Origin of the sequence: Pigmentiphaga sp. NML030171 (genome assembly GCF_002188635.1) — a bacterium.
Classification (GTDB): domain Bacteria; phylum Pseudomonadota; class Gammaproteobacteria; order Burkholderiales; family Burkholderiaceae_B; genus Pigmentiphaga; species Pigmentiphaga daeguensis.
Genome location: NZ_NINX01000029.1, coordinates 229,819 through 252,931, shown reverse-complemented (window position 1 = coordinate 252,931; position 23,113 = coordinate 229,819). Strand labels below are relative to the sequence as shown.

Genomic DNA, 23,113 nt, shown 5'->3' with positions numbered 1-23,113 from the left:
GTCGCAAGCGCGAGCCAGGCCACCGGAGCCTGCTCTCGCGCTTCGCCTTCGCCGGTGAATGCGTGAGCCGCTGGTGCCGGTGCGATGGCACAAGCCGGGCATACCTGGCAATCGTCGGCGCTGCTGGGCAACGGGCGCGAGGCCACCATTGCCGTCATCACCGGGCCGGCGTGCTGAATCTCCTGGGCGGAAACGGCAGCGCGTGTCGCTGTGCCCAGCAGCAGCGACAGGCAAAGCACCGCCGCACCCCATGCGCGGCCGCCACCGGAGCGTTCAAGTGGCCGCATGACGACGCCTCCAGAACATCCGCCGCGATGCCTTGCGCTCGCGCGGCCGCCGCATCAACAGGTAGGCCGCGGGAATGACGAACATCGACAGCAACGGGGCCGTGACCATCCCTCCCACCATCGGCGCGGCGATGCGCTGCATCACCTCGGAGCCGGTGCCCGTGCCCCACATGATCGGCAGCAGGCCGGCCAGGATGACGGCCACCGTCATCGCTTTGGGCCGCACGCGCAGCACGGCGCCCTCGCGAATGGCATTCAGCAGATCGGCCTCGCTGGTCGTGCCGCGGCCGACTCGCTCCTGCCAGGCGTTCTTGAGGTACAGCAGCATGATCACGCCGAATTCGGCGGACACGCCAGCCAGTGCGATGAAGCCCACCGCACCCGCGATCGACAGGTTGTAGCCCAGCAGGTACAGCAGCCAGATGCCGCCCACCAGCGCGAATGGGAGCGCAGCCATGATCAGAAGCGCTTCACCGAACGCGCCGAAGGTCAGGTACAGCAACACGAAGATGATGAGCAGCGTGAAGGGCACCACTACCTTGAGCTTGGCGGTGGCCCGCTCCAGGAACTCGAACTGTCCCGACCAGGAGATTGAGTAGCCCGGCGGCAGCTTTACCTGCTTGGCCACGGCCTGCTGCATGTCCTGCACCGCGGAGCGCAGGTCGCGGTCCCGGATGTCGACGTACACCCAGCCCGACAGGCGCGCGTTCTCGCTGCGCAGCATCGGCGGCCCGTCGGCAATGCGGATGTCGGCCACGTCGGACAGCACCAGGCGCTGGCCGCGCTCGGTCACGACGGGCAGGGAGCGCAGTTTTTCCAGCGAATCGCGCATCTCGCGCGGGTAGCGCAGGTTGATCGGGAAGCGCTGCAGGCCTTCCACCGTCTCGCCGATGTTCTCGCCGCCCACGGCGGACGAGACCACCGACTGCACGTCGGCGATGTTCAGGCCGTAGCGGGCCGCATCGTCGCGCCGGATGTTCACATCCACATAGCGCCCACCCGTGAGCCGCTCGGCCAAAGCGCTGCTGACGCCGGGCACGTCCTTGAGCGTGCGTTCGATCTCTGCGGTGATGCGATCGATGGTTGCTAGGTCGGTGCCCGCGACCTTAACCCCCACAGGGCTCTTGATGCCCGTGGCCAGCATGTCAATGCGGTTGCGGATCGGCGGCACCCAGATGTTGGACAGGCCCGGCACCTTGACGATGCGGTCAAGTTCCTCGACCAGCTTGTCGGTCGTCATGCCGGCGCGCCACTGGTCGCGCGGCTTGAACTGGATCGTCGTCTCGAACATCTCCAGCGGAGCGGGGTCGGTGGCGCTCTCCGCGCGGCCGGCCTTGCCGTAGACGCTCGCGACCTCCGGCACCGTCTTGATCAGGCGGTCGGTCTGCTGCAGCAGCTCTCCCGCCTTTCCTGCCGACAGTCCCGGCAGCGCCGAAGGCATGTACAGCAGGTCACCTTCGTCCAGCCGCGGCATGAACTCGCCGCCGATGTGCTGCAGCGGCCACAGGCTGGTGGCCAGCACCACGACCGCCACCACGAGCGTGAGCTTTGGGGCGCGCAGCACCCTGTCGAGCAGCGGCCGGTAGACCGCGATCAACAGGCGATTGAGTGGATTGTTTTTCTCATCGGGGATGCGGCCACGGATCAGGTAGCCCATGAGCACCGGAATCAAGGTCACCGACAGGCCGGCCGCAGCCGCCATGGCGTAGGTCTTGGTGAACGCCAGCGGCGAGAACAGGCGTCCCTCCTGCGCTTCCAGCGTGAACACAGGCACGAAGGACAGCGTGATGATCAGCAGCGAGAAAAACAACGCCGGCCCCACCTCCGCCGCCGAGTCACCGATGACCCGCCACCGGGCCGGCCCTTCGAGCACCTCGCCGGGGTGCTCATGGCTCCAGTGCTCCAGATGCTTGTGGGCGTTCTCGATCATCACCACCGCCGCGTCGACCATCGCACCGATGGCGATCGCGATACCCCCCAGCGACATGATGTTGGCGTTGACGCCCTGGTAGTGCATCACGATGAACGCCGCCAGGATGCCCAGGGGCAGAGAGATGATCGCGACCAGCGCCGAGCGCAGGTGGAACAGGAAGATGAAGCAGACCACCGCGACGACGATGAACTCCTCGATCAGCTTGTGCGTGAGGTTGTCGACCGCGCGTTCGATCAGCCCGGAGCGGTCGTACACCGGCACGATCTCCACGCCCCGCGGCAAGCTGGACGCCAGGCCCTTGAGCTTGTCCTTGACCGCGGCAATGGTCTGCAGCGCGTTCTTGCCTGAGCGCATGACGATCACGCCGCCGACGGCTTCGCCCTCGCCATTGAGTTCGCCGATACCGCGGCGCATCTCCGGACCGATCTGCACCCGGGCCACGTCGCCCAGGCGCACTGATACGCCGGCGGCTGTCGTCATCAGCGGCACCTTCCTAAAATCCTCAAGACTCCCCAGGTAGCCCGAGGCGCGCACCATGTATTCGGCCTCGCCGAGTTCGAGCACCGAGCCGCCGGTCTCCTGGTTCGCGCGCTGGATCGCCTCCACGACCTTGGTGTGCGGGATGCCGTAGGCCGCGAGCTTGTCCGGATCAAGCACGATCTGGTACTGGCGCACCATGCCGCCTACCGAGGCAACCTCGGCCACGTCGGGCACGGTCTTGAGCTCGTACTTGAGGAACCAGTCCTGCAGGGCGCGCAGTTGCGAGATGTCCATCTTGCCGCTGCGGTCGACCAGTGCGTACTCGTAGATCCAGCCCACGCCGGAAGCGTCCGGACCGAGCGAGGCCTTAGCCTGGGCCGGCAACCTCGACTGCACCTGGTTGAGGTATTCGAGGACGCGGGAGCGCGCCCAATATTGGTCGGTCCCGTCCTCGAACAGCACGTAGACGAAGGAGTCGCCAAAGAACGAGTAGCCGCGCACCGCCTTTGCGCCCGGCACCGAGAGCATCGTCGTCGTCAACGGGTACGTGACCTGGTTCTCGACGATGCGCGGCGCCTGGCCCGGATAGGTGGTGCGGATGATGACCTGCACGTCCGACAGGTCGGGCAGCGCGTCCAGCGGCGTTCGCTGTACCGCATAGATGCCCCAGGCGCTGAGTGCCAAGGTGGCCAGCAGCACGAGGAAGCGGTTGGCGATGGACCAGCGGATCAGCTTGGCGATCATGGCTTGCCTCCGGCCGCCATCGGCGTGACGTGCGTGAGCTGCGGCAGGTCGTCCGCGCCCATGAAGAACTCGAAGCGCACGCGATCACCGACCTGCACGTTGCGCGCCGCGCCGTCGGGCGGCAGTTTGAAGTCCATCGTCATCGGGCCCCACTTCATTGTGGGAATGGCGCCGTGCGACAGGGTCAACGCGTCCTTGCCGACGCTGACGACCTTGGCCTCACCGACATGCCGTGGCGCGCTGGCGGCCACCGGGGCCGAAGGCGAAGCTGGGGCAACCACGGCCGGCTCGCTGTTCAAGCGGGCCTCGACACCCTTGAGGCTGGCCTCCGAGTCGATCAGGAACTGCGAGGACACGACGACGCGCTGCCCCGCCGACAGGCCGCGCTTGATCTCGGTCTGGCCACTGTTCTCCAGGCCCGCCTCGACATCGACCGGACGGAAGCGCCCGTTGTCTTCGGCCACGATCACCACCGTGCGTTTGCCGGTCTGGATCACCGCCTCGGTGGGCACGAGCAGCGTCTTGTCGGGCCGCATGTCCACGAAGTTCATCGTGACGAACATCCCCGGTACCAGCCGGCTGCCAGGATTGGCGAGCTCCAGGCGAGCCTTCAGTGTGCGCGTGCTCGGATTCACCTCGGGCAGGATCGCCTGCACCTTGCCATCGAAGCTGCTGCCGGGCGCGGCCGGGCTACGGGCCTGCACCTTGGCGCCCGGGCGCAGCAGCGCGGCCTGGCTCTCGGGCACCTCGGCGTTGGCCCACACGGTGGACAAGCCGTTGATGCGGAACAGCGTCGCGCCCGGCATCACCGTCATGCCTTCACGCGCCAGCAATTCGACCACCACGCCGCCGATGGGCGCGCTCAGCGTGATGCGTGGCTGGGTCTTGCCGCTGCGCTCGACCAGCGCGATCTGGGCATCGTCCATGCCGACCTGGCGCATGCGCTGGCGCGCACCGTCGACCAGCCCACCCAGGTCCGTGCCTTTCATGCGCCGTACTGACAGGAACTCTTCCTGCGCAGCAACCCAGTCCGGGACATAGAGGCTGACCAGCGGTTGCCCCTTGGCGACCGGGTCCAGCGTGGCACGCACGTACAGGTGCTCGACGTACCCGGTGGCACGCGCTTGCACGATCGCCTGGTCACGCTCGTTGAAGGCGATGCTGCCCACCGCCGACACCTGCGGCGACAGCGTGCCTTCGGTCACTTCGGCGGTGCGAACGCCGAGGTTCTGCTGGATGCGCGAGCTGACAGTGACGTTTCCCTTATCTGCATCCCCGTCGGCATAGACCGGCGACATCATCATGTCCATGAAGGGTGACTTGCCCGGCTTGTCGAACTTGTTCGCCGGTACCATGGGATCGTTGTAGTACAGGATCTTCTTGCCATTGGCGGGATCGACGTCGCCGGCCTTGAGGCCGGCCGCGATATGCCGCCGCGTGGCGTCCTCGCCCGACTCATTGGCAGGCGCAGCAACAGCGGGAGTCGCCGCTTGCGGCGATGCCATGCCACTGGGATTCGAAGGCGTGGCCGGCATGTCGGCTCCGTGGCGCATGCCGAGGGTGTAGAGGCCGTAGCCGGCGGCGCCCAGCACGCCGGCGGCGACGAGGGCCATCACGAGGTTTTTGGTTTTCATGGGAGGTCTCTCGGTTGTGCTCAGGGGCGGGGTGCGGCCGTGTCGTGACCAGCCGGCACCAGGTAGTTCAGTTGTGCCCACAGGCGCGCCGCGCCCATTTCCAGGCGCAAGCGTTCGACGCGCGTGTCAATCTCGGCGCGGCGTGCCTCTAGCACCGCGGTCAAGGTGCCCGCGTTGCCGCGGTAGGCGGCGATCGAGGCGCGCGTGCGCTCGGTGGCCAGTGGCAGCAGCGAGCTGTCGTAGCGCGCCAGGCGCTCTCGGTCGCTGCGCCATTCCTGCAGCATCGCCAGTGCCTCGGCCACATGGGCGCGCGTGGCTTCCTCGCGCTCGGCGCGCTTTTGCTCGACACTGGCGAGCTTGGCGGCCAGCTCGCGGTCCTGGCGGTTTTTCTGGTCCCACTGCAGCGGGATCGAAACATTGAGCGAGACCATGTTCGAGTAGGCCGGGCCGCGCTGGCTGTACATCAGCTCGACGCTCACATCGGTCTTCTTGTTGGCTTGCGCGATGTCGGCTTCGGCCTGCGCGACCTCTTCCTGCTTTTGCATCACGGCGATTTCAGGGTGGTGGGCCAACTGGGCTTCCAAATCCTGCGGGCTCAGGCGAACCGTATCCAATGCCGGAACCGAGCCCAGGGGATCGCTTGCGACGGAGCCAATCCAGCGCGCCAGTTGCGTGCGGGCCGTGGCGACCTGGCGCTCGGCCTGCTCGATGCGGTCGTCGATCTGGGCGACCGCCGAACGGGCGGCGAACACATCGGCTTGCGTGCCGCGCCCGCCCCGGTAGGCGGCATCAGCGGCGTCGATCTGCAGGCGCGCTTCGTCGCGCTGGGTCACCAGCATGTCGCGCACACGCTCCTGGAAGAGACGGTCCAGCCAGGCCAAGGCGGTGTCGCGCTGCAGGTTGGCGAGCGCCAGGCTGCGCCCGGCCTCGGCGACTTCGGCCTCGCGCTCGTAGCGCCCGGCACGGGCCTTGAGTTTGTCTTCGCGTGTGAACTCCTGCATCACGCCGATGGAGCGCATGGTCATGAAGTCGCGCGTCGGGCTGAACCGATCCGCGCCGTTGACGGGCAGGTTGTTGATGCCGAGCTTGAGGGTGGGGTCTGGCCGCTGTCCGGCGGCGACCGCCATGTCCCGTGCGGCCGATGCCGTCGCATCCTGGGCCACGAGCGCGCGAGAACGGGTTTGTGCCAGGCGCAGCGCCTGATCCAGCGTCAGGCCGTCGGCGGCATGGGCTGCACCGGCGCCCATGGCGAATGCCGCAACGATGCCGGCAGCAAGCCTGCGCCATGGCACAGCGCCGCCCGGCGTGCGGAAAGAAAAAGAGTCGATGAACATGGGATCTCCAGTTGACGAATGCCATCAGGTCGAATGGAGCTTGGCGGGGGCGAGCGGAAACTCGCGGACACGCGCAAGCGCGACCGATCGGTCTGGTTCAGCCGGCTCAGGCCGGCCGCACCAGCGTCAGGAGATCAAATGCGAAAACAGCAGTGCAGGATGGCGTGCGGCGGAGACGCCGCGACGCGCCGGAATATCACGTCGGCCGAAGGCCAGCCATGCCCGAGAGGCTCGGGTTGCACCGGAAGGGTGTAGAGGGTCGTCAGCAGCGCCGCGGGTACGGTCGGGGCCGACGCATGGTCGGCGCTTTGCTGGCCGAAACGGCAGTGCTCTACGCACAAGTTGGCGGCGTTGTCGTCGATTTGGTCGCAGCTCGCCATGGCGGCCATGTCTGACGTTGCGACCATGTCGGGCGACACGGCCATCGCAGCACCGGCCTCATCACCGGGCATCGCCGCGGCCGACGCATTCAGGGCCATCGTCGGAAGCGACTGCGGCATGCCCGACAGTGCGGGGCAGGCGTAGGCAGCGATGGCCAACTGGCCGAAGACCAGCACACCGAGCATCAGCCGGCAGACGAATCGCCTGAACATGCGCGTCATCGTCATGCGGCCACCCCATCAGTGCGGTGATAGGCTTCAGCGCCCGGCCGCACGGATCTGCGTCGGCCGGCAACGCTTGCCTGCGCAACGAGGCTCGGATCGGCGATGGCCGGATCTAAGTCCTGCTCCCCGGTCAGCGCGGCGATGATCGAACAGGCCGAACCTTCTGGCGCTTTGGCGCAGCAATCGGCCAGATTTTCCAGCGCCGAGGCCATCGACTGCAGGTCGGCCACGCGCTCCCGGATCTCCGCGATGCGTTCGCGGGTGATTTCCCGCACGCGCAGCCGATCACGCTTGGTACTCAAGGACATCAGTTCGGCGATGTCCTCCAGCGAGTACCCCAATGCCTGAGCCCGCTTGATGAAGCGCAGACGACGGACATCGTCCTCCGAATACTGCCGGAAGCCGCCGTCCACGCGATCCGGCGCAGCCAGCAATCCACCGCGCTGGTAATAGCGCACCGCCTCCACGCCAACGCCTGCCGCGTCGGCGAGTTTGCGTATGGTGAATGCATGGGTCGGCATGGGGAAAAGAATGGCTCAGGCGATCGAACGACGAAAAGACTCTATGTCTGTTGTTTGGTACGTAGTTTAGGCGGTCTTGCCGGCGCATGTCAACACAGCCTTCGCCTGCTGCCAGTGCTTGCGCACAGGCGTCTTGCCCTGCGCCATCGATAGATCTGTTTGACTACGCTTCCCGCTGCGCTGCAGAGACCAGCTCGCCAAGGATGCCGCACTCTTTCGCTTGATGTCCTGCGGAGCAGCGGGCGCGCAGCGTCGTCAGTTGCCTTTCCAGTGCTTTCAAGCTGGTCAGGCGGGCACGCACCCTCGCAATCTGCTCGTCGACCAGCCGGTTGATGTCCGCGCAATCCTCATCCGGACGGGATGTGAAGTTCAGGAGCCGCCTGACATCGGCCAGAGGAATGTCCAAGGCCCGGCAGTGGCGGACAAAGGACAGTCCATCGATGTGTTCCGTCCCGTATACCCGGTATCCATTGGTCTGCCGAGCTGGCGGCGGCAACACCCCCGTCCTCTCGTAGAACCGGATCGTGTCGGTGTCCACGCCGGTGGCGTGGCTCAACTCGCCAATTTTCATCGCAGAACACTCACATGTTGTCAGGACATGCATCGTAGCCGCTTGACCTTGGAGCTACTCCAAGGTGTGAAATAGCCCTTGTAAATGAAAGCACAAGGGGAACGGCACCTGTCGCAACGCTGTCGGCGTCTGCGCTTTGGCTCTCCTGCGCGGAGACTGGCAAAGCTGGCCCGTCTCACCACCTGACTCTTGAAGAAGAACGGATCGATCCATGAAAGCAGACACCGAAACCTCCTGCACCACGGCGTGCTGTTCAGCGAGCGCCATGAGCGCAGCGGCGACCGTTGAGCCACTCGTGACCCACTTCGGGATAGCCAACATGGATTGCCCCAGCGAGGAGGCTCAGATTCGCAAGCGCTTGGCGCAGGTCGATGGCGTCCGGGATATGGCTTTCGACTTGACCCGTCGCCGCCTTGAGGTCACACACGAACCAGCTGGACAGAACGCCATCCTGCGCGCGCTGCACGACATCGGCATGCGGGCGGTCGTGGAACCCGCGCCGCAGCAGGTCATCTACTTCATCAAGGAGATGGACTGTCCCAGCGAAGAGCGCCAGTTGCGCTCGATGCTGGAGCCACTGGCGGGCGTGCAGGCGGTGGACTTCGATCTGAAGGCCCACACGCTGACGGTGACCCATTCGCTGACCGATACAGCCCCGATTGCCAGGACCATCGAAGGCCTGGGAATGAAGCCGGTGGAAAAGACGGCGGGCAGCATGCCAATCGCTGTCGAAGCCCTCATCCCCAGCACGGCGGCGTCGCAAACCCCGGCACCGGCGACAGGGAACGGTACACGCTTCCTTATTCCGAACATGGATTGCCCTACCGAAGAGGCAACGATCCGCAAGCGCCTTGGTGCGGTCGATGGCATCGAACGGCTGGATTTCGACCTGATGGGGCGACGGCTCGATGTCCAGCACCGTCTGCCCGACCCCGCGCCGATCCTCAAGGCCCTGAACGATGTAGGCATGAAGGCCAGCATTGAGCACGCTGACGACACCGGGCCGCAGGGCCAGGCCGTGTACCTGATCGAAAAAATGGACTGCCCGACCGAGGAGGGCCTGCTGCGCAAGGCGCTCGAAGGCATGCCTGGGGTGAAGGCCCTGGATTTCAACCTGATGGGCCGCACGCTGACCGTGAGCCACGAGCTTGTCGATCTGGCTCCGGTGACCAGCGCGATCGAGCGGCTCGGCATGGCTCCAGTGCTCCAAAGCGCCTCCGACCCGGCGCCATCCGCTCCCCGTGAGTTCGGCACCGGCATCTCGCGCGGGCAATGGATTCGGATGGCGGTCTCCGGCGTGCTGGCGCTCGGCGCGGAGGCCATGGTCTTCGCGGGTGCTCCCGAGGCCTCCTGGCCCATCATTCTTGCTTGCCTCGCGGCCATCGGCCTGGGTGGGGTCGAGACCCTCAAGAAGGGCTGGATCGCGCTGAAGACGCGTTCGCTGAACATGAACCTGTTGATGACGGTCGCCGTCATCGGCGCGGCGCTGATCGGCCAGTGGCCCGAGGCGGCGGTGGTCATCTGGCTCTTCGGCATCGCCGAGATGATCGAGGCCTTGAGCCTGGATCGGGCCCGCAATGCCATCCGCAAGCTGATGGACCTGGCGCCAGAGAACGCATTGGTGCGCCAGCCCGACGGTCAATGGCGCGAGGTCAAGGCGGATACCGTGCCACTCGGAAGTGTTGTGCGGGTGCGTCCGGGCGAACGCATCGCACTGGATGGCGAAGTCGTCGCGGGACAGTCGTCGGTGAACCAGGCGCCGATCACCGGCGAAAGCATGCCGGTGGAGAAGACCGCCGGTGCCACGGTCTTCGCCGGCACCATCAACGAGCGCGGCACGCTGGAGTTCCGCGTTACCTCGCGCAAGGGCGAAACCACCCTCGACCGCATTGCACGATCGGTCCAGGAAGCGCAGGGACAACGCGCGCCCACGCAACGCTTCGTGGACAAGTTCGCCGGCATCTATACACCCGCGGTGTTTGCGCTTGCCCTTGCCGTGGCGGTCATTCCTCCGCTCGCTTTCGGGCAGCCCTGGTTCGAATGGGTCTACAAGGCGCTGGTGATGCTGGTCATTGCCTGCCCCTGCGCATTGGTGATCTCCACGCCGGTTACCGTGGTCAGCGGCCTGGCAGCTGCCGCACGCCGAGGCATCCTGGTCAAGGGCGGTCTTTACCTCGAACAAGGGCGGCACCTGAAATCGGTGGCCCTGGACAAGACCGGGACCCTGACCCATGGGCGCCCCGCACTGACCGATGTCATATCGCTGCGCGGCCTGCCGAAGGAAGAAGTTCTGCGCATTGCAGCGAGCATCGATGCTCTGTCGGAGCATCCTGTGGCCACCGCCATCGTGGCGGGCTACAACCAACCGCATGCCCAGGTGGACAAGTTCGAGGCGATCCCTGGACGCGGCGTCAAAGGCAACGTCGATGGAGATGTCTATTACGTCGGCAACCACCGGCTGATCAAAGAGCTGGGACTTTCAACACTTGAGGTCGAGACTCAGCTCGATGCGTTGGAGTACCAGGCCAAGACCGTTGTGCTCCTCGCCACGGACCAGCAAGTACTCGCCCTGCTGGCCGTGGCCGACACAGTGCGCGACACCAGCCGGCAAGCGATCGCCGAACTCAAGTCGCTGGGAATCGAACCAGTCATGTTGACTGGCGATAACGCGAAAACCGCGCAAGCCGTGGCTGCCCAGGTCGGCATCACCAGCGCCAAGGGCGAGTTGCTGCCGCAGGACAAGCTGCAGGCAATCGAAGAACTGCTCTCACGCGGGCCAGTCGGCATGGTGGGCGACGGCGTCAACGACGCACCGGCATTGGCCAAGTCGAGCATAGGCTTCGCAATGGGCGCAGCTGGCACCGACACGGCAATCGAAACGGCCGACGTCGCATTGATGCAGGACAACCTGCGCAAGCTTCCAGAGTTCATCCGGCTGTCACAGCGCGTAGCCGGCATCCTGACGGCCAACATCGTCTTTGCGCTTGGAACAAAGGCGGTGTTCATGGCCTTGGCCTTTACTGGACATGCAAGTCTGTGGCTGGCGATTCTGGCCGACATGGGTGCCAGTCTGGCGGTCGTTTTCAATGGGATGCGCTTGCTGCGGTCGTCTGAGGACATCAAGCCACATGGCCATTGATAGGGCTGTCTTGCGGATGTACCTGTTGGCCGTGACGGTGCTTGCCGCCGACGTAGCGACCAAGGCGGCCATCGTCGCGTGGATTCCCTTGTATGGCTCCCATGAAATCACGCCATGGTTCAACATCGGGCATTGGCTGAATCCAGGCGCGGCCTTCAGCTTCTTGGCGCAGGCGGGTGGGTGGCAACGCGGCTTTTTTATTGTTATTGGCGTCGCTGCTTCTGCCTTTCTCACCTGGCTCATTGCCCGCGAGAAGACTGCAACACCTGAGGCCGTGGGCTATGCAGCAATTCTCGGCGGCGCGCTCGGCAATGTTCTTGATCGAGTGCGGCATGGGGCCGTGGTGGACTGGCTCGATTTTCATTGGGGCGATTGGCACTGGCCTGCGTTCAATGCAGCCGACGTTGGCATCACCCTGGGAGCGGGGCTTCTGCTGATCGCCGCGTTTCGCGGCCGCGGCCGAAACGGCGCAGATTCCCATTCGCCAGCACGATGATCCAGATTTTCATTGACACATGCGGAGCCGTGAGCACGGCTTCGGAGAAACCGATGTCCCACTCGGCGCTACCACTGCCGCCTGCAAATGCACGCTGAACTCGTTCTCAAGACGCTAATGATGGGCGTCGTCGAAGGCATCACGGAATTCTTGCCAGTCTCCTCGACGGGGCATTTGATCCTAGCGGGCAATGCGCTCTCATTCCTTGCGAAAGAGAAGCGCGACGTCTTTGAAGTGTTCATCCAGTTCGGCGCGATGCTCGCGGTCATCTGGGAATATAGGGCTCGTCTGGCAAGCGTTGTTGTCTCAGCGCATGCCGACCAAGGCTCCCGCCGGTTTTTAGTGAACCTTGCCATTGCATTTATGCCCGCGGCAGTGCTCGGACTGCTGATTGGATCTCATGTGCAGAGGCTGCTTTTCAGTCCGGGGCCGGTGGCCGTCGCACTCGTTGTCGGTGGCATCGCGATCCTGTGGGCTGAGCGACGCCCCGTGCAAGTGAAGGCTGAGCGTGCCGAACAGATCAGCCGAATCGACGCACTGAAGATTGGTTTCGTGCAGTGCCTTGCGCTCTGGCCGGGTACTTCGCGCTCAGGCGCGACGATTATCGGCGGGCTATGGTTCGGGGCTTCGCGGCAGGCTGCGACGGAGTTTTCGTTTTTCCTCGGCATTCCAATCTTGGGGGCCGCCTCGGTATACAACCTCTTCAAGCACTGGGGCGCATTGTCGAGCGACGACATCGGCGTTTTTGCAATGGGTTTCATTGCTTCTTTCGCATTTGCGCTGCTTGCGATACGCCTTCTGATGCGTTATTTGACCGGACATGGATTTGGAGTTTTTGCGTGGTATCGCATTGCACTGGGAACGCTAATCTTGGTAGCGGTCGCCACGTAACCTTTCACTGGCGATGACGACGACCCATGTGGACGCTGTTGAAGGCCTTCTGCACAACAGGCCGTGGCGCAGGGCCATACGTGCAGCGAAAGGTGCGCGGCGTAGTTAGCCCCATCATTTTTCGCCGGCAACAGGCAAATCTTCGTTTTAGAACCTTCGCTCGCACTGCATCGTGCAACGCCCAGTGGTCCGAGTCATCGATAAAATGAGAATCAATAACATTTATACATCATGAAAATGCTTTCTCTTTGCGCCAGGCGATTCCTGGCAATAGCCGCGTTGTTCGCACTCTGGTCGGCTTCTCCCGCCTGGGCTGCCGCCCCTGCCGCCAGCGACCAGGCCAAGCAGACCTGGCAATTGCTGGACTACCTCGCGGTTGACTACGGCGGCGCGGTGAGCAACGGCCAGATTCAAAGTGCCAGCGAGTACGAGGAGATGAAGGAGTTCGCGGCAACCGCCGCACAGCAGCTTGCCGCACTGCCGAGCACTGCGGCGCTGCCCGAGTTGCAGCGGCAGGCCAAAGCGCTCGGAGACCTCATCGCCGCAAAGGCGGACGCCAAGGCCGTGGCCGACAGCGCCCATTCGCTGGCCGCAGCGCTGGTCAAAGCCTATCCGTTTCCGCTCTCGCCGACCCAGCCGCCGGATCTCGCACGCGCCAAGGTGCTGTTTGAAGCCAACTGCGCGGCATGCCACGGGGCAACCGGTGCAGGCGACGGCCCGCTCGGCGCCAAGCTCGAACCGCCGCCGATCGCCTTCACCGATCGTGATCGTGCCCGTTCGCGCAGCGTGCTCGCGCTGTACCAGGTCATTTCTCAAGGCGTGACCAGCACGTCGATGCCCAGCTTCGCCACGCTCTCCGACGAGGATCGGTGGGCATTGGCATTTTTCGCCGGCACACTGTCGCATGACGATGCCATGCGCGCACGCGGCGAACAGTCCTGGGGGCGAGACGCCAGCGCCAAGGCTGTCTTTCCCGACCTGGCTGCTGCCGCCACCTTGACCGAAGCCGCCTTGTCCGAGCGGATGCCCCCGGACGCAGCCCGCGACCTCACCGCCTATGTTCGCCGCCACCCGGAAGTCACCGCTGCCGCGAGCGGCTCGGGCGGACTGGCCTTGGCCCGCACACGCCTTCAGGAGAGCCTTGCCGCGGCGCGCGCGGGCGACCGGGCCAGCGCAACGCGCCTGGGCCTGTCGGCCTACCTGGATGGATTTGAGCCTCTGGAGCCGGCATTGCGCGCACGCAACCAGACACTTCTCACGGAAGTCGAAAACGCCATGCTGGCCTATCGCGGCGCGCTCGCCGGCGGGAAACTGGAACAAGCCGATGCCACGGCGCAGAAGCTGGACTATCTCTTTGCCCAGGTGGACGCCGAACTCGGCGCGGACAAGGCAGACCCGCTGACCACGTTCATCGCCTCCCTCACCATCCTGCTGCGCGAAGGGGTTGAAGCGCTGTTGATCGTCGTGGGCATGCTGGCCTTCCTGAAGAAGGCAGAACGGCGCGATGTGCTGGGCTATGTGCATGGCGGCTGGATGGCCGCACTGGCTTGCGGTGGCCTGACCTGGGCGGTGGCCACCTACTTCGTGAGCATCAGCGGCGCAAGCCGTGAGGTGACCGAGGGGGTTTCATCCCTGTTTGCGGCCGTTGTGCTGCTGAGCGTCGGGCTCTGGATGCACCAGAAAAGCACGGCGGGCAAGTGGCAGGCCTACCTGAAGGAAAAACTCTCCGCAGCCATGACGCGGCGTTCGGCATGGGCATTGTTCGCCTTGTCGTTCATTGCGGTCTACCGCGAAGTTTTCGAGACGGTGCTTTTCTATTCGGCCCTGGCCGGCGACGGCAACAATGGAGCCCTGCTCGGTGGATTGGTGGGCGGAGTGGCCGTTCTGGCCGTCCTCGCATGGTTCATGCTGCGCACCAGCGCCCGCATGCCGATCGGCAAATTCTTCAGTCTCAGCTCGATCCTGGTAGCGGTGCTCGCGGTCGTGCTCGCCGGCAAGGGGGTTGCCGGCCTCCAGGAGGCCGGCCGGTTGAGCGCCAGCCCGATCCATTGGCCGCGCATCGAAGTGCTTGGCATCTATCCGTCAGCGGAAACCGCCATTGCGCAAGCCGTGGTGCTTGCCGTTGCTCTGGCAGGCTTTGCCATGAACGCCGTGAAGGCGCGAAATCCCCGGCCCGCGTGAAACAAGCCGGCGTCACTGCCGAGCGTGACTCCTGGAAAAAATCGCGCTCAGCAAGAGATGACGCTATCCGGCACAGCAGGACAGCTGCTTCACGTCCTTGCTGAAGGTCTGCGCCGCGAGCTTCAGGCCCTCGACCATCGTCAGGTAGGGGAATAGCTGATCGGCCAGCTCCTGCACGGTCATCCGGTTGCGGATCGCCAGCGCCGCCGTCTGGATCAGTTCGCCCGCTTCCGGCGCGACCGCCTGCACGCCGATCAGCCGTCCGGTGCCGGCCTCGGCAACCAGCTTGATGAAGCCGCGCGTGTCGAAGTTGGCCAGCGCCCTCGGCACGTTGTCGAGCGTGAGCGTGCGGCTGTCGGTCTCGACGCCGTCGTGGCGCGCTTGCGCCTCGCTGTAGCCCACCGTCGCCACCTGCGGATCGGTGAACACCACGGCCGGCATCGCCGTCAGGTCCAGCGTCGCGTCGCCGCCGGTCATGTTGATGGCGGCGCGCGTGCCGGCCGCCGCCGCGACGTAGACGAATTGCGGCTGGTCGGTGCAGTCGCCGGCCGCGTAGATGTGCGGCGCGCTGGTACGCATGGTGTGGCTGACGAGGATGGCCCCCTGGGGATTGACCTCGATGCCCGCCGCTTCGAGGTTCAGCGTGCGGGTGTTCGGCGCGCGCCCCGTGGCAATGAGCAGCTTGTCGGCGCGCAGCTCGCCGCGATCCGTCGTCAAGATGAACTCTTCCTCTGCATGGGCGACTCGACTGGCCTGGACATGCTCCAGCACCTCGATGCCCTCGGCACGGAACGCGGCCGTGACGGCTTCGGCGACGGCGGGGTCTTCGCGAAAGAGCAGTGTGCTGCGCGCGAGGATCGTGACCTGGCTGCCCAGCCGGGCAAAGGCTTGCGCCAATTCGACTGCCACCACCGACGAACCGATCACGGCCAGCCGCGAGGGAATGGCATCGCTCGCCAGCGCCTCGGTGGAGGTCCAGTAGGGAGTGCCCTTCAAGCCAGGAATCGGCGGGAGCGCGGGGCTCGCACCAGTGGCGATGAGACAGCGGTCGAAGGCCACCGTGCGCTCACCGCCTTCCGCCAGTTGCACGGTCAGGCAGTTTTCATTCATGAAACGGGCCTCGCCATGCAGCACGGTGATAGCCGGGGTGCTCTGCAGGATGCCTTCGTACTTGGCATGGCGCAGCGCATCGACGCGGCCTTGTTGCTGGGCCAGCAGCCGCTCGCGCAGAATGGACGGCGGCGTGGGCGGCAGGCCGGCATCGAACGGGCTTTCCCGGCGCAGATGCGCAATGTGCGCGGCGCGGATCATGATTTTGGACGGCACGCAGCCGACATTGACGCAGGTGCCGCCGATGGTGCTCCGCTCGATTAGCGTCACGCGCGCGCCTCGCTCGACCGCCTTGAGTGCCGCCGCCATCGCCGCGCCGCCACTGCCGATCACGGCCACATGCAGCGCCCGCTCGCCACCACCGTGACTCGGTTCGCTGCCCAGCCAGCCCAGCGCCTTGCCCAACAAGCCCGCAGCCTTGTTCGGCGTGTCGGACACCCGTGCGCGGTAACCGAGCGCGGCCATCGCCGCGACCAGCGGACCATGGTTCATGTCCGCATCCGCCTCGACCTCGGCCCGTCGCCGCGGATAGGACACCGAGGCCGAGCGCACCCCGGGCACCTTCTCCAGCGCCTCTCTGACGTGCTCGGCGCACGACGCGCAGGTCATGCCGTCGATGTGCAAGGCGATCGCTTCGGCCATGGCGGGCAACCTCACTGCTTGACGGTGGCGGGGTAGCCCGCGTTTGCGGTGGCCTTGGCCAAGGCCCCGGCGTTGGTCTTGGCATCGTCGAAGGTCACGACGGCTTCCCGCTTTTCATAGCTGACCTCGGTCTTCTGGACCCCGGCCACCTTGAACAGGGCCATCTTGACCGTGATCGGACACGACGCGCAGGTCATATCGGGCACCGACAGTGTGACGGTCTTGGTGGCGGCCCACGCCGGAGCGCCCAGGGTAACGGCCAGGGCAATAGCGGTGGCAAGTTTCTTCACGGTGGATTCCTCTCAATAGAACAACGGCAGGACGTACGGAAAAGCGAGGGCAATCAAGACCAGCGCGACCACGATCCAGAAAATGATCTTGTAGGCCGTCCGCACGCGGGGCACGGCGCAGACCTCATCCGGCTTGCAGGCGTGAACCGGCCGGAAGATGCTGCGCCAGGCGAAAAACAGCGCCATCAGGGCCGCGCCGATGAAAATCGGCCGGTAGGGTTCCAACACGGCCAGGTTGGCGATCCAGGCGCCCGAGAAACCGAGCAAGACCAAGATGAGGGGGCCGAGGCAACAGGCCGACGCAAGAATGGCGGCGAGGCCGCCAGCGGCCAGGGCGCCACGCCCGCTCTTGGGTTCCGACATATGGTTTTCCTTCCGGGACTTCGCTTGATGCTGTAAGGTTACTTCCGTAGTCAACTACGGAGTCAAGCGTCATGGAAAGCGCCTCGGACAATCTGACCATCGGCGCCTTTGCCAAGGCGGCCACAGTCAATGTGGAGACGATCCGGTTCTATCAGCTCAAGGGCTTGTTGCCCCAGCCGGAGCGGGCCTACGGCCGCATCCGCCGCTACGGGCCGGCAGATGTGGCGCGGGTGAAGTTCGTGAAGTCAGCCCAGCGCCTGGGGTTCAGCCTGGATGAAATCGGCCAGCTTCTGAAACTTGAGGACGGCACCCATTGCAATGAGGCGGCGGAGCTGGCCTCGCTGCGGCTGGCCGATGTGCGCGCCCGCCTGGTGGACCTCACACGGATTGAGGCGGCATTGTCGAAATTGGTGGGTGAATGCGACGCGCACCATGGCAATGTGTCCTGCCCGCTGATCGCGGCATTGCACTGCTGTTGAGCGGAGAAGTTCGGCCGTTCACCTCGCGGCGAAGGGGCGGACAGGCAAGCGCGGCGCGCGAACCAGATTTAAGGTATTGAGCCGGAGGCGCGATGGGATCAAGACCGGATGGCCACAATTCGGCGCGATAGTGCCCTTTTGCACATTAATTCAATAAATGTTGTATTATCGAAATATGAAAGAGACCCAAGCCGTTTCCGCCCTCGGCGCCCTGGCCCACACCCAGCGCCTGCGGGTTTTCCGCGCCCTGGTGGTCGCCGGCCCCGAAGGGCTGACACCCAGCGCCCTCGCCGACCAGCTCGACGTGGCCCGCAATTCCCTGTCCTTCCACCTGAAGGAGCTGGCCCATGCCGGCCTGGTCACCATCGAGCAGCAGGGCCGCAACCTGATCTACCGCGCCGACTTCACCCAGATGAACGGACTGCTCGGCTACCTGACCGAGCACTGCTGCCAAGGCAGCACATGCGAGGTCAGTGATTCCTCCTCTGCCTGTACTTCCTGCTGAAAGGATCTCCCCATGAAGCGCTTTCACGTTCACCTGCACGTCGATGACCTGAACCGCAGCATCGGCTTCTATTCCCAACTGTTCGCCGCGCAGCCCGCGCGTGTCGAGGGCGACTACGCCAAGTGGATGCTCGAAGACCCGCCGGTCAACTTCGCTATCTCCACACGGGGCAACAAACCAGGCATCGACCATCTGGGCATCCAGACCGACGATGCGGAGGAATTGGCCGTGCTGAAGGCACGCGCCGAGGCGGCCGACATGGCGCTGCTCGACGAAGGCACCACCACCTGCTGCTACGCGCGCAGCGAGAAGCACTGGATCACCGATCCGCAGGGCGTGGCCTGGGAACACTTTCATACGCTGGGCAGCATCCCGGTCTTCAACGAAGCGGCGCCTGCAACGGGTTCTGCCGCAGCCTGCTGCGCCCCGGCGCGCGGCAAGCCGGTGGGCGTTGCGGTGAAGCCGGCTTCGTCCTGCTGCTGATGTGAGACATCCATGACCACCAACAAGACCTACAACGCCCTGTTCATCTGCACGGGTAACTCGGCCCGCTCCATCCTGGCCGAAGGCATCCTCAATGAATTGGGCCAGGGGCGCTTTCGCGCCTACTCGGCGGGCAGCCACCCCAAGGGCGAAGTCCACCCGCTGGCGCTTGCCACGCTGGAACGGCTGCATATGCCGATCGTCGGCTACCGCAGCAAGAACTGGGACGAGTTCGCGGCGCCCGGTGCACCGGAGCTGGATTTCATCTTCACGGTGTGCGACAACGCCGCCGGCGAGGTCTGCCCCGTATGGCCTGGGCGCCCGATGTCAGCGCATTGGGGTGTGCCTGATCCTGCAGCCGTTGAAGGCACCGACGAGCAGAAGCGCAAGGCGTTCACGGATGCGGCGCTGACCTTGCGCCGGCGCATTGAGCTGTTCCTGTCGCTGCCATTGCAGCGGCTCGATGCCATGTCGCTGCAGCACGAGCTGCGCAGCATTGGTACGAAGTGAGGTCTGCGCGATGAGTGTTGGAACCCAAACGGCCGGCCGCGTGCCGGCCACCTCCACCATGAGCGTCTTCGAGCGCTACCTGAGCGTGTGGGTGCTGCTGTGCATCGTCGCCGGCATCGCGCTGGGCCAGTTCGCACCCAACGTATTTCAGGCCATTGGCCGCATGGAGATCGCCCAGGTTAATCTGCCGGTCGGTCTGCTGATCTGGATCATGATCGTGCCGATGCTGCTGAAGGTGGACTTCGGTGCGCTGGGCCAGGTCAAGCAGCACTGGCGCGGCATCGGCGTGACGCTGTTCGTCAACTGGGCGGTCAAACCGTTCTCGATGGCGCTGCTGGCCTGGATCTTCGTCCGCCAGGTCTTCGCTCAGTGGCTGCCGGCCGACCAGCTCGACAGCTACGTTGCCGGCCTCATCCTGCTGGCCGCCGCGCCCTGCACGGCGATGGTGTTCGTCTGGAGCCGGCTGACCGGGGGCGATCCGGTATTCACGCTGTCGCAGGTGGCGCTGAACGACACCATCATGGTGTTTGCCTTCGCGCCCATTGTCGGCCTGCTGCTGGGCCTGTCGTCCATCACGGTGCCGTGGGCCACGCTGCTGGTATCGGTCGGCCTGTACATCGTGATTCCGGTCATCCTGGCCCAGCTCTGGCGCCGTGCTCTGCTGAACAAGGGCCAAGCCGCCTTCGACCGGGCGCTGGAGCGCATCGGCCCGCTGTCGATCGCGGCGCTGCTGCTCACGCTGGTGCTGCTGTTCGCCTTCCAGGGCGAGGCCATCATCCGCCAGCCGCTGGTCATCGCCATGCTGGCGGTGCCGATCCTGATTCAGGTGTTCTTCAACTCCGGCCTGGCCTATTGGCTCAGCCGCAAGGCCGGCGAGCAGCACAGCATCGCTTGCCCCTCGGCGTTGATCGGCGCCTCCAACTTCTTCGAGCTGGCTGTAGCGGCCGCCATCAGCCTGTTCGGCTTCCAGTCCGGCGCGGCGCTGGCCACCGTGGTCGGCGTGCTGATCGAGGTGCCGGTGATGCTGCTGGTCGTTCGGATCGTCAACCAAAGCAAGGGCTGGTATGAGTGCGGCCCGAACCCTGCCCGCAGATAAGCAAGGCATTTCCCATGAGCAGTATCACGATATATCACAACCCCGTCTGCGGCACGTCGCGCAACGTGCTGGCCCTGATCCGCAACAGCGGCGAGGAACCCACGGTCATCGAATACCTGAAGACACCGCCCGACCGCGAAACCCTGCAACGCCTGATCACGGACATGGGCGTGCCGGTGCGCGCGGTATTGCGCGAGAAGGGCACGCCCTACGCGGAACTCGGCCTCGATGACCCGAAGTGGAGCGATGCGCAGTTGATCGACTGCATGCTCCAGCATCCCATTCTGATCAACCGCCCTATCGTGGTGACGCCGCTGGGCACGCGGCTGTGCCGGCCTTCGGAGGCCGTGCTGGACATCCTGCCGCAATCACAGCGCGGCGCGTTCAACAAGGAAGACGGCGAAGCGGTCGTGGACGCGGAAGGCCGCCGTGTCTGAATCCAGAATCGACCTACCCAATATCGACACCGCGCTATTCCAACTGCCCGATACCCAACGGCTGCTGACACCCGAGCGCGCCACGCACGCGCCGCGCTTCCTATTGCTCTATGGCTCGCTACGCGAGCGCTCGTTCAGTCGCTTGGCCGCTGAGGAAGCGGCTCGCATCCTGCGCGCGCTCGGCGGTGAGACGCGCATGTTCAATCCCTCGGGCCTGCCACTGGTGGACGATGCACCCGCCGACCATCCCAAGGTCAAGGAACTGCACGAGCTGGCCCAGTGGGCCGAAGGCATGGTGTGGAGTTCGCCCGAGCGCCATGGGGCCATGACGGGGTTGATGAAGACGCAGATCGACTGGATTCCGCTGTCGGCCGGCGCAGTGCGCCCGACGCAGGGCAAGACGCTGGCGGTGATGCAGGTCTCGGGCGGCTCGCAGTCCTTCAACGCCGTCAACCAGATGCGCGTGCTGGGCCGCTGGATGCGGATGCTGACCATCCCCAACCAGTCCTCGGTCGCCAAGGCGTACCAGGAGTTCGACGAGGCCGGGCGCATGAAGCCCTCGGCCTACTATGACCGCATCGCGGACGTGATGGAGGAGCTGATGAAGTTCACCCTGCTCACGCGCGATGCGGCGCCGTACCTCGTGGACCGCTACAGCGAGCGCAAGGAAAGTGCGGAAGCACTGAGCCGGCGCGTCCAGCAGACGGCTATCTGAACACTCCCCCTAAAAAACAAGCACTTCACTCACCAATCCGTCGTGACGCTAATCTGATGCGCCATCGCAGCGACAGAAACGGATCGGAGAACAGAATGGGAATTTCCAGCAGCAAGGTCTACAAGCAGGCCGATGAGGCCGCTGCGTTTGCGCATATCAGGGAGCTCGCAGAAAAGGAACCCGTCGATGACGAGACGGCTTCGGAATTGTGGCTTGAGGCAGAAGCCATCGTGGACACCTACATCGAGGCCGCTGAGTCGCGGTCCATAGAGGACTTGCCCTCCAGGCAGGAACTGGGCGAGTCCTGCTTTTGGCTGTTGTTCCAGACGAAAGTTTTGCGGGAGGACGAGCATTACCGGCTGATCGTCGAACTGCTGTCGCCACAGCTCGGGCTGTCCCTGTTCGATTTGCTGCCCCGCGTCCGAAAGCTCCGCGAAGCGGCCCTTGACGCACTGGAGGCCATGGTCAAGAAGCCATCAATGGATCGTCCGACAGCGCCGCAAGCGTGCGAGGACGACCTTTTCTGATGGGAAGCTGGTGGCACCTCCGAGCCGAAATTCTCGTATCAGCGATACGAGAATTCATCGGCTGCGGAAGATCGAGCGTCAGCACCGAACGTCCGCGCCATCTGGCGCAGCACAGTCGGCAGTTCGGCCTGGTCGCCGTCCTCCAGAACACCGTTGATGACTTCGAGCGCGAGCGCCGGGTCGCTGCGGTACAGCTCGGCCATCGCTTCGTCATGGGGTCTGCTTTTCATCAGCCCACCAGCGCTTCCAGTTCCTCGAACGCCAGGCGCGGCAAGCGCCGGCCTTCCTTGGCCACGTTGACCTGCAGGGCGGCCCGCGCCACGTCCAGCACCTCCCGCGCCAGGGCATAACCGCCCTTGGCCTGCATCCAGCCCAGCACATCCGCCAGATGCCAGATCGACGCGCTGCCCTCATGCACCGGCGCCGGGAAGCTACCCGGATGGGCCAGCATCAGCTTGCGCATATTCTGCCGCGACACGCCCACGATGTCGGCCACATCGGTCAGCCCAACCAGATCAGGCGCCACTTCGATCAGCCGGGCCGAGGGTGCGGCACGGCGCACATCGGCCAGCGCGCTGCGCACTGCCTCATCTGCATCCACCGCCTCGCGGGTAAATTCCAGCGCCAGCCGCCCCGGCTGCCCGATGCCGACCAGGGCATCGTCGCAGCCGGCTTCACCCAGGCGCTCGACCAGTGTCTGCGAATCGCGGTCGTCATCGGTGAGCTGGTATTTGAGGGTAAAGGTGTATTCCATCGCGCTATTCCTGGGTGCCATCGTCATCCGCCTCGCGCTGCTGGCGGTCCATGGTGCAGTTGTCCACGGCGCGCCGTAAGGCGCGGGCATGGTTGCCGGGGTTCTTCGGCGTGCTCCATACACTGGTAATGCAGAACTCGCCGCAACGGCATTCCTCATCGTTGTACGGGCAGTACATCCGCCCCCAGGCATGGCTACCGCCGACTTCGACACGCCAGCCTTGCCCTTCGGCGTGTCGCAGCGCATCCTCGACCTCTTTCTTCGGGTGAGAGGAACGGGCCATCAGCGACCTCCAGTATGGGGATGATGCGCAAGGTTGTCAAGTGACAACCTTGCTGCAAGGCTTGGTGACCCACGCTCGAATTGTCGCGACAGCGTCGCGACAA

The 23,113-nt window shown here is 64.9% G+C and carries 23 protein-coding genes and 1 pseudogene; 12 read left to right on the top strand and 12 right to left on the bottom strand.

Annotation, left to right across the window (positions count from 1 at the left end):
- Nucleotides 1–273 precede the first annotated feature (273 nt).
- The 6 genes from CDO46_RS10500 to cadR form a co-directional block, all read right to left on the bottom strand.
- Nucleotides 274–3,444, bottom strand: coding sequence for an efflux RND transporter permease subunit (locus tag CDO46_RS10500; RefSeq protein WP_016451576.1), 3,171 nt, complete (start codon nucleotides 3,442–3,444; stop codon nucleotides 274–276).
- Complete coding sequence (locus CDO46_RS10495) at nucleotides 3,441–5,078, bottom strand: efflux RND transporter periplasmic adaptor subunit (RefSeq protein ID WP_016451577.1); 1,638 nt, start codon at nucleotides 5,076–5,078, stop codon at nucleotides 3,441–3,443. The genes CDO46_RS10500 and CDO46_RS10495 overlap by 4 nt, the downstream gene beginning before the upstream one ends.
- Before the next feature lie 20 nt (nucleotides 5,079–5,098).
- Entirely contained in the window at nucleotides 5,099–6,412 is a 1,314-nt protein-coding gene (locus tag CDO46_RS10490) for a TolC family protein (protein WP_016451578.1), read from the bottom strand.
- Between the two features lie 134 nt (nucleotides 6,413–6,546).
- Nucleotides 6,547–7,020, bottom strand: a complete 474-nt coding sequence (locus tag CDO46_RS10485; protein ID WP_012202408.1) for a hypothetical protein — start codon at nucleotides 7,018–7,020, stop codon at nucleotides 6,547–6,549.
- The gene (locus tag CDO46_RS10480; protein ID WP_012202409.1) at nucleotides 7,017–7,538 is read right to left on the bottom strand and encodes a MerR family transcriptional regulator; all 522 of its coding nucleotides are present in this window, start codon (nucleotides 7,536–7,538) and stop codon (nucleotides 7,017–7,019) included. Before CDO46_RS10480 ends, CDO46_RS10485 begins: the two co-directional genes overlap by 4 nt.
- A gap of 163 nt (nucleotides 7,539–7,701) precedes the next feature.
- Nucleotides 7,702–8,109: a Cd(II)/Pb(II)-responsive transcriptional regulator gene (gene cadR, locus CDO46_RS10475; RefSeq protein ID WP_016451579.1), complete on the bottom strand. Its 408-nt coding sequence runs from the start codon at nucleotides 8,107–8,109 to the stop codon at nucleotides 7,702–7,704.
- A gap of 265 nt (nucleotides 8,110–8,374) precedes the next feature.
- Between cadR and CDO46_RS10470 the strand changes: the two genes are divergently transcribed.
- The 4 genes from CDO46_RS10470 (at nucleotide 8,375) to CDO46_RS10455 (ending at nucleotide 14,816) form a co-directional block, all read left to right on the top strand.
- The gene (locus tag CDO46_RS10470; RefSeq protein WP_174484806.1) at nucleotides 8,375–11,248 is read left to right on the top strand and encodes a heavy metal translocating P-type ATPase; all 2,874 of its coding nucleotides are present in this window, start codon (nucleotides 8,375–8,377) and stop codon (nucleotides 11,246–11,248) included.
- Complete coding sequence (gene lspA, locus CDO46_RS10465) at nucleotides 11,238–11,744, top strand: signal peptidase II (RefSeq protein WP_016451581.1); 507 nt, start codon at nucleotides 11,238–11,240, stop codon at nucleotides 11,742–11,744. The genes CDO46_RS10470 and lspA overlap by 11 nt, the downstream gene beginning before the upstream one ends.
- A gap of 87 nt (nucleotides 11,745–11,831) precedes the next feature.
- On the top strand, nucleotides 11,832–12,635 hold the full coding sequence (locus CDO46_RS10460; RefSeq protein ID WP_012202413.1) for an undecaprenyl-diphosphate phosphatase: 804 nt from the start codon (nucleotides 11,832–11,834) through the stop codon (nucleotides 12,633–12,635).
- A 231-nt stretch (nucleotides 12,636–12,866) separates the two neighbouring features.
- The gene (locus CDO46_RS10455; RefSeq protein ID WP_012202414.1) at nucleotides 12,867–14,816 is read left to right on the top strand and encodes a cytochrome c/FTR1 family iron permease; all 1,950 of its coding nucleotides are present in this window, start codon (nucleotides 12,867–12,869) and stop codon (nucleotides 14,814–14,816) included.
- A 63-nt stretch (nucleotides 14,817–14,879) separates the two neighbouring features.
- Here CDO46_RS10455 and merA read toward each other — a convergent pair whose 3' ends face one another.
- The 3 genes from merA to merT are packed head-to-tail and all read right to left on the bottom strand — an operon-like array spanning nucleotide 14,880 to nucleotide 17,221.
- Nucleotides 14,880–16,568 carry a mercury(II) reductase gene (merA, locus tag CDO46_RS10450; RefSeq protein ID WP_012202415.1) on the bottom strand — a complete coding sequence of 563 codons (1,689 nt, stop codon included), beginning with the start codon at nucleotides 16,566–16,568 and terminating at the stop codon, nucleotides 14,880–14,882.
- Nucleotides 16,569–16,579: 11 nt separating this feature from the next.
- Nucleotides 16,580–16,858 carry a mercury resistance system periplasmic binding protein MerP gene (gene merP / locus CDO46_RS10445; RefSeq protein ID WP_012202416.1) on the bottom strand — a complete coding sequence of 93 codons (279 nt, stop codon included), beginning with the start codon at nucleotides 16,856–16,858 and terminating at the stop codon, nucleotides 16,580–16,582.
- Between the two features lie 12 nt (nucleotides 16,859–16,870).
- Nucleotides 16,871–17,221, bottom strand: coding sequence for a mercuric ion transporter MerT (merT, locus tag CDO46_RS10440; protein WP_012202417.1), 351 nt, complete (start codon nucleotides 17,219–17,221; stop codon nucleotides 16,871–16,873).
- A gap of 71 nt (nucleotides 17,222–17,292) precedes the next feature.
- Here merT and merR point away from each other — a divergent pair, with 71 nt between their 5' ends.
- The 8 genes from merR to CDO46_RS10400 all read left to right on the top strand — a co-directional run bounded on the left by merR (nucleotide 17,293) and on the right by CDO46_RS10400 (nucleotide 21,973).
- Nucleotides 17,293–17,700 (top strand): Hg(II)-responsive transcriptional regulator, encoded by a 408-nt coding sequence (merR, locus tag CDO46_RS10435; RefSeq protein WP_012202418.1) that lies wholly within the window; start codon nucleotides 17,293–17,295, stop codon nucleotides 17,698–17,700.
- Nucleotides 17,701–17,875: 175 nt separating this feature from the next.
- A complete protein-coding gene (locus CDO46_RS10430; protein ID WP_016451582.1) occupies nucleotides 17,876–18,205 on the top strand; it encodes a helix-turn-helix transcriptional regulator in 330 nt (109 codons plus the stop codon).
- 12 nt (nucleotides 18,206–18,217) lie between these two features.
- The gene (locus CDO46_RS10425) at nucleotides 18,218–18,688 is read left to right on the top strand and encodes an ArsI/CadI family heavy metal resistance metalloenzyme (protein WP_012202420.1); all 471 of its coding nucleotides are present in this window, start codon (nucleotides 18,218–18,220) and stop codon (nucleotides 18,686–18,688) included.
- Nucleotides 18,689–18,700: 12 nt separating this feature from the next.
- On the top strand, nucleotides 18,701–19,198 hold the full coding sequence (locus CDO46_RS10420; protein WP_012202421.1) for an arsenate reductase ArsC: 498 nt from the start codon (nucleotides 18,701–18,703) through the stop codon (nucleotides 19,196–19,198).
- 10 nt (nucleotides 19,199–19,208) lie between these two features.
- Entirely contained in the window at nucleotides 19,209–20,294 is a 1,086-nt protein-coding gene (gene arsB / locus CDO46_RS10415; protein ID WP_012202422.1) for an ACR3 family arsenite efflux transporter, read from the top strand.
- Nucleotides 20,295–20,308: 14 nt separating this feature from the next.
- Nucleotides 20,309–20,731: an arsenate reductase (glutaredoxin) gene (gene arsC, locus CDO46_RS10410; protein WP_012202423.1), complete on the top strand. Its 423-nt coding sequence runs from the start codon at nucleotides 20,309–20,311 to the stop codon at nucleotides 20,729–20,731.
- Nucleotides 20,724–21,446 carry an arsenical resistance protein ArsH gene (gene arsH, locus CDO46_RS10405; protein WP_012202424.1) on the top strand — a complete coding sequence of 241 codons (723 nt, stop codon included), beginning with the start codon at nucleotides 20,724–20,726 and terminating at the stop codon, nucleotides 21,444–21,446. Before arsC ends, arsH begins: the two co-directional genes overlap by 8 nt.
- A 95-nt stretch (nucleotides 21,447–21,541) precedes the next feature.
- The gene (locus CDO46_RS10400; protein WP_012202425.1) at nucleotides 21,542–21,973 is read left to right on the top strand and encodes a hypothetical protein; all 432 of its coding nucleotides are present in this window, start codon (nucleotides 21,542–21,544) and stop codon (nucleotides 21,971–21,973) included.
- A gap of 89 nt (nucleotides 21,974–22,062) precedes the next feature.
- Here CDO46_RS10400 and CDO46_RS10395 read toward each other — a convergent pair.
- From CDO46_RS10395 to CDO46_RS10385, 3 genes and pseudogenes are all read right to left on the bottom strand, one after another.
- Nucleotides 22,063–22,203, bottom strand: a pseudogene (locus tag CDO46_RS10395) (transcriptional regulator); the annotation flags it as partial.
- Nucleotides 22,203–22,727 carry an AlpA family transcriptional regulator gene (locus CDO46_RS10390; RefSeq protein ID WP_012202427.1) on the bottom strand — a complete coding sequence of 175 codons (525 nt, stop codon included), beginning with the start codon at nucleotides 22,725–22,727 and terminating at the stop codon, nucleotides 22,203–22,205. The pseudogene CDO46_RS10395 and the gene CDO46_RS10390, both read right to left, overlap by 1 nt.
- Before the next feature lie 4 nt (nucleotides 22,728–22,731).
- The gene (locus CDO46_RS10385; protein ID WP_012202428.1) at nucleotides 22,732–23,010 is read right to left on the bottom strand and encodes a hypothetical protein; all 279 of its coding nucleotides are present in this window, start codon (nucleotides 23,008–23,010) and stop codon (nucleotides 22,732–22,734) included.
- Nucleotides 23,011–23,113: the final 103 nt, after the last annotated feature.

Excerpts from the sequence above, each read along its gene's own strand:
- CDO46_RS10425 (WP_012202420.1), top strand. The coding sequence starts at position 18,218 with ATGAAGCGCTTTCACGTTCACCTGCACGTCGATGACCTGAACCGCAGC.
- CDO46_RS10455 (WP_012202414.1), top strand. The coding sequence starts at position 12,867 with ATGAAAATGCTTTCTCTTTGCGCCAGGCGATTCCTGGCAATAGCCGCG.
- arsB (WP_012202422.1), top strand. The coding sequence starts at position 19,209 with ATGAGTGTTGGAACCCAAACGGCCGGCCGCGTGCCGGCCACCTCCACC.
- lspA (WP_016451581.1), top strand. The coding sequence starts at position 11,238 with ATGGCCATTGATAGGGCTGTCTTGCGGATGTACCTGTTGGCCGTGACG.
- CDO46_RS10430 (WP_016451582.1), top strand. The coding sequence starts at position 17,876 with ATGAAAGAGACCCAAGCCGTTTCCGCCCTCGGCGCCCTGGCCCACACC.
- CDO46_RS10385 (WP_012202428.1), bottom strand. The coding sequence starts at position 23,010 with ATGGCCCGTTCCTCTCACCCGAAGAAAGAGGTCGAGGATGCGCTGCGA.
- merT (WP_012202417.1), bottom strand. The coding sequence starts at position 17,221 with ATGTCGGAACCCAAGAGCGGGCGTGGCGCCCTGGCCGCTGGCGGCCTC.
- CDO46_RS10495 (WP_016451577.1), bottom strand. The coding sequence starts at position 5,078 with ATGAAAACCAAAAACCTCGTGATGGCCCTCGTCGCCGCCGGCGTGCTG.
- merR (WP_012202418.1), top strand. The coding sequence starts at position 17,293 with ATGGAAAGCGCCTCGGACAATCTGACCATCGGCGCCTTTGCCAAGGCG.
- CDO46_RS10470 (WP_174484806.1), top strand. The coding sequence starts at position 8,375 with ATGAGCGCAGCGGCGACCGTTGAGCCACTCGTGACCCACTTCGGGATA.
- CDO46_RS10490 (WP_016451578.1), bottom strand. The coding sequence starts at position 6,412 with ATGTTCATCGACTCTTTTTCTTTCCGCACGCCGGGCGGCGCTGTGCCA.
- CDO46_RS10390 (WP_012202427.1), bottom strand. The coding sequence starts at position 22,727 with ATGGAATACACCTTTACCCTCAAATACCAGCTCACCGATGACGACCGC.
- cadR (WP_016451579.1), bottom strand. The coding sequence starts at position 8,109 with ATGAAAATTGGCGAGTTGAGCCACGCCACCGGCGTGGACACCGACACG.
- CDO46_RS10460 (WP_012202413.1), top strand. The coding sequence starts at position 11,832 with ATGCACGCTGAACTCGTTCTCAAGACGCTAATGATGGGCGTCGTCGAA.
- CDO46_RS10480 (WP_012202409.1), bottom strand. The coding sequence starts at position 7,538 with ATGCCGACCCATGCATTCACCATACGCAAACTCGCCGACGCGGCAGGC.
- CDO46_RS10500 (WP_016451576.1), bottom strand. The coding sequence starts at position 3,444 with ATGATCGCCAAGCTGATCCGCTGGTCCATCGCCAACCGCTTCCTCGTG.
- CDO46_RS10400 (WP_012202425.1), top strand. The coding sequence starts at position 21,542 with ATGGGAATTTCCAGCAGCAAGGTCTACAAGCAGGCCGATGAGGCCGCT.
- arsC (WP_012202423.1), top strand. The coding sequence starts at position 20,309 with ATGAGCAGTATCACGATATATCACAACCCCGTCTGCGGCACGTCGCGC.
- CDO46_RS10420 (WP_012202421.1), top strand. The coding sequence starts at position 18,701 with ATGACCACCAACAAGACCTACAACGCCCTGTTCATCTGCACGGGTAAC.
- merA (WP_012202415.1), bottom strand. The coding sequence starts at position 16,568 with ATGGCCGAAGCGATCGCCTTGCACATCGACGGCATGACCTGCGCGTCG.
- CDO46_RS10485 (WP_012202408.1), bottom strand. The coding sequence starts at position 7,020 with ATGACGATGACGCGCATGTTCAGGCGATTCGTCTGCCGGCTGATGCTC.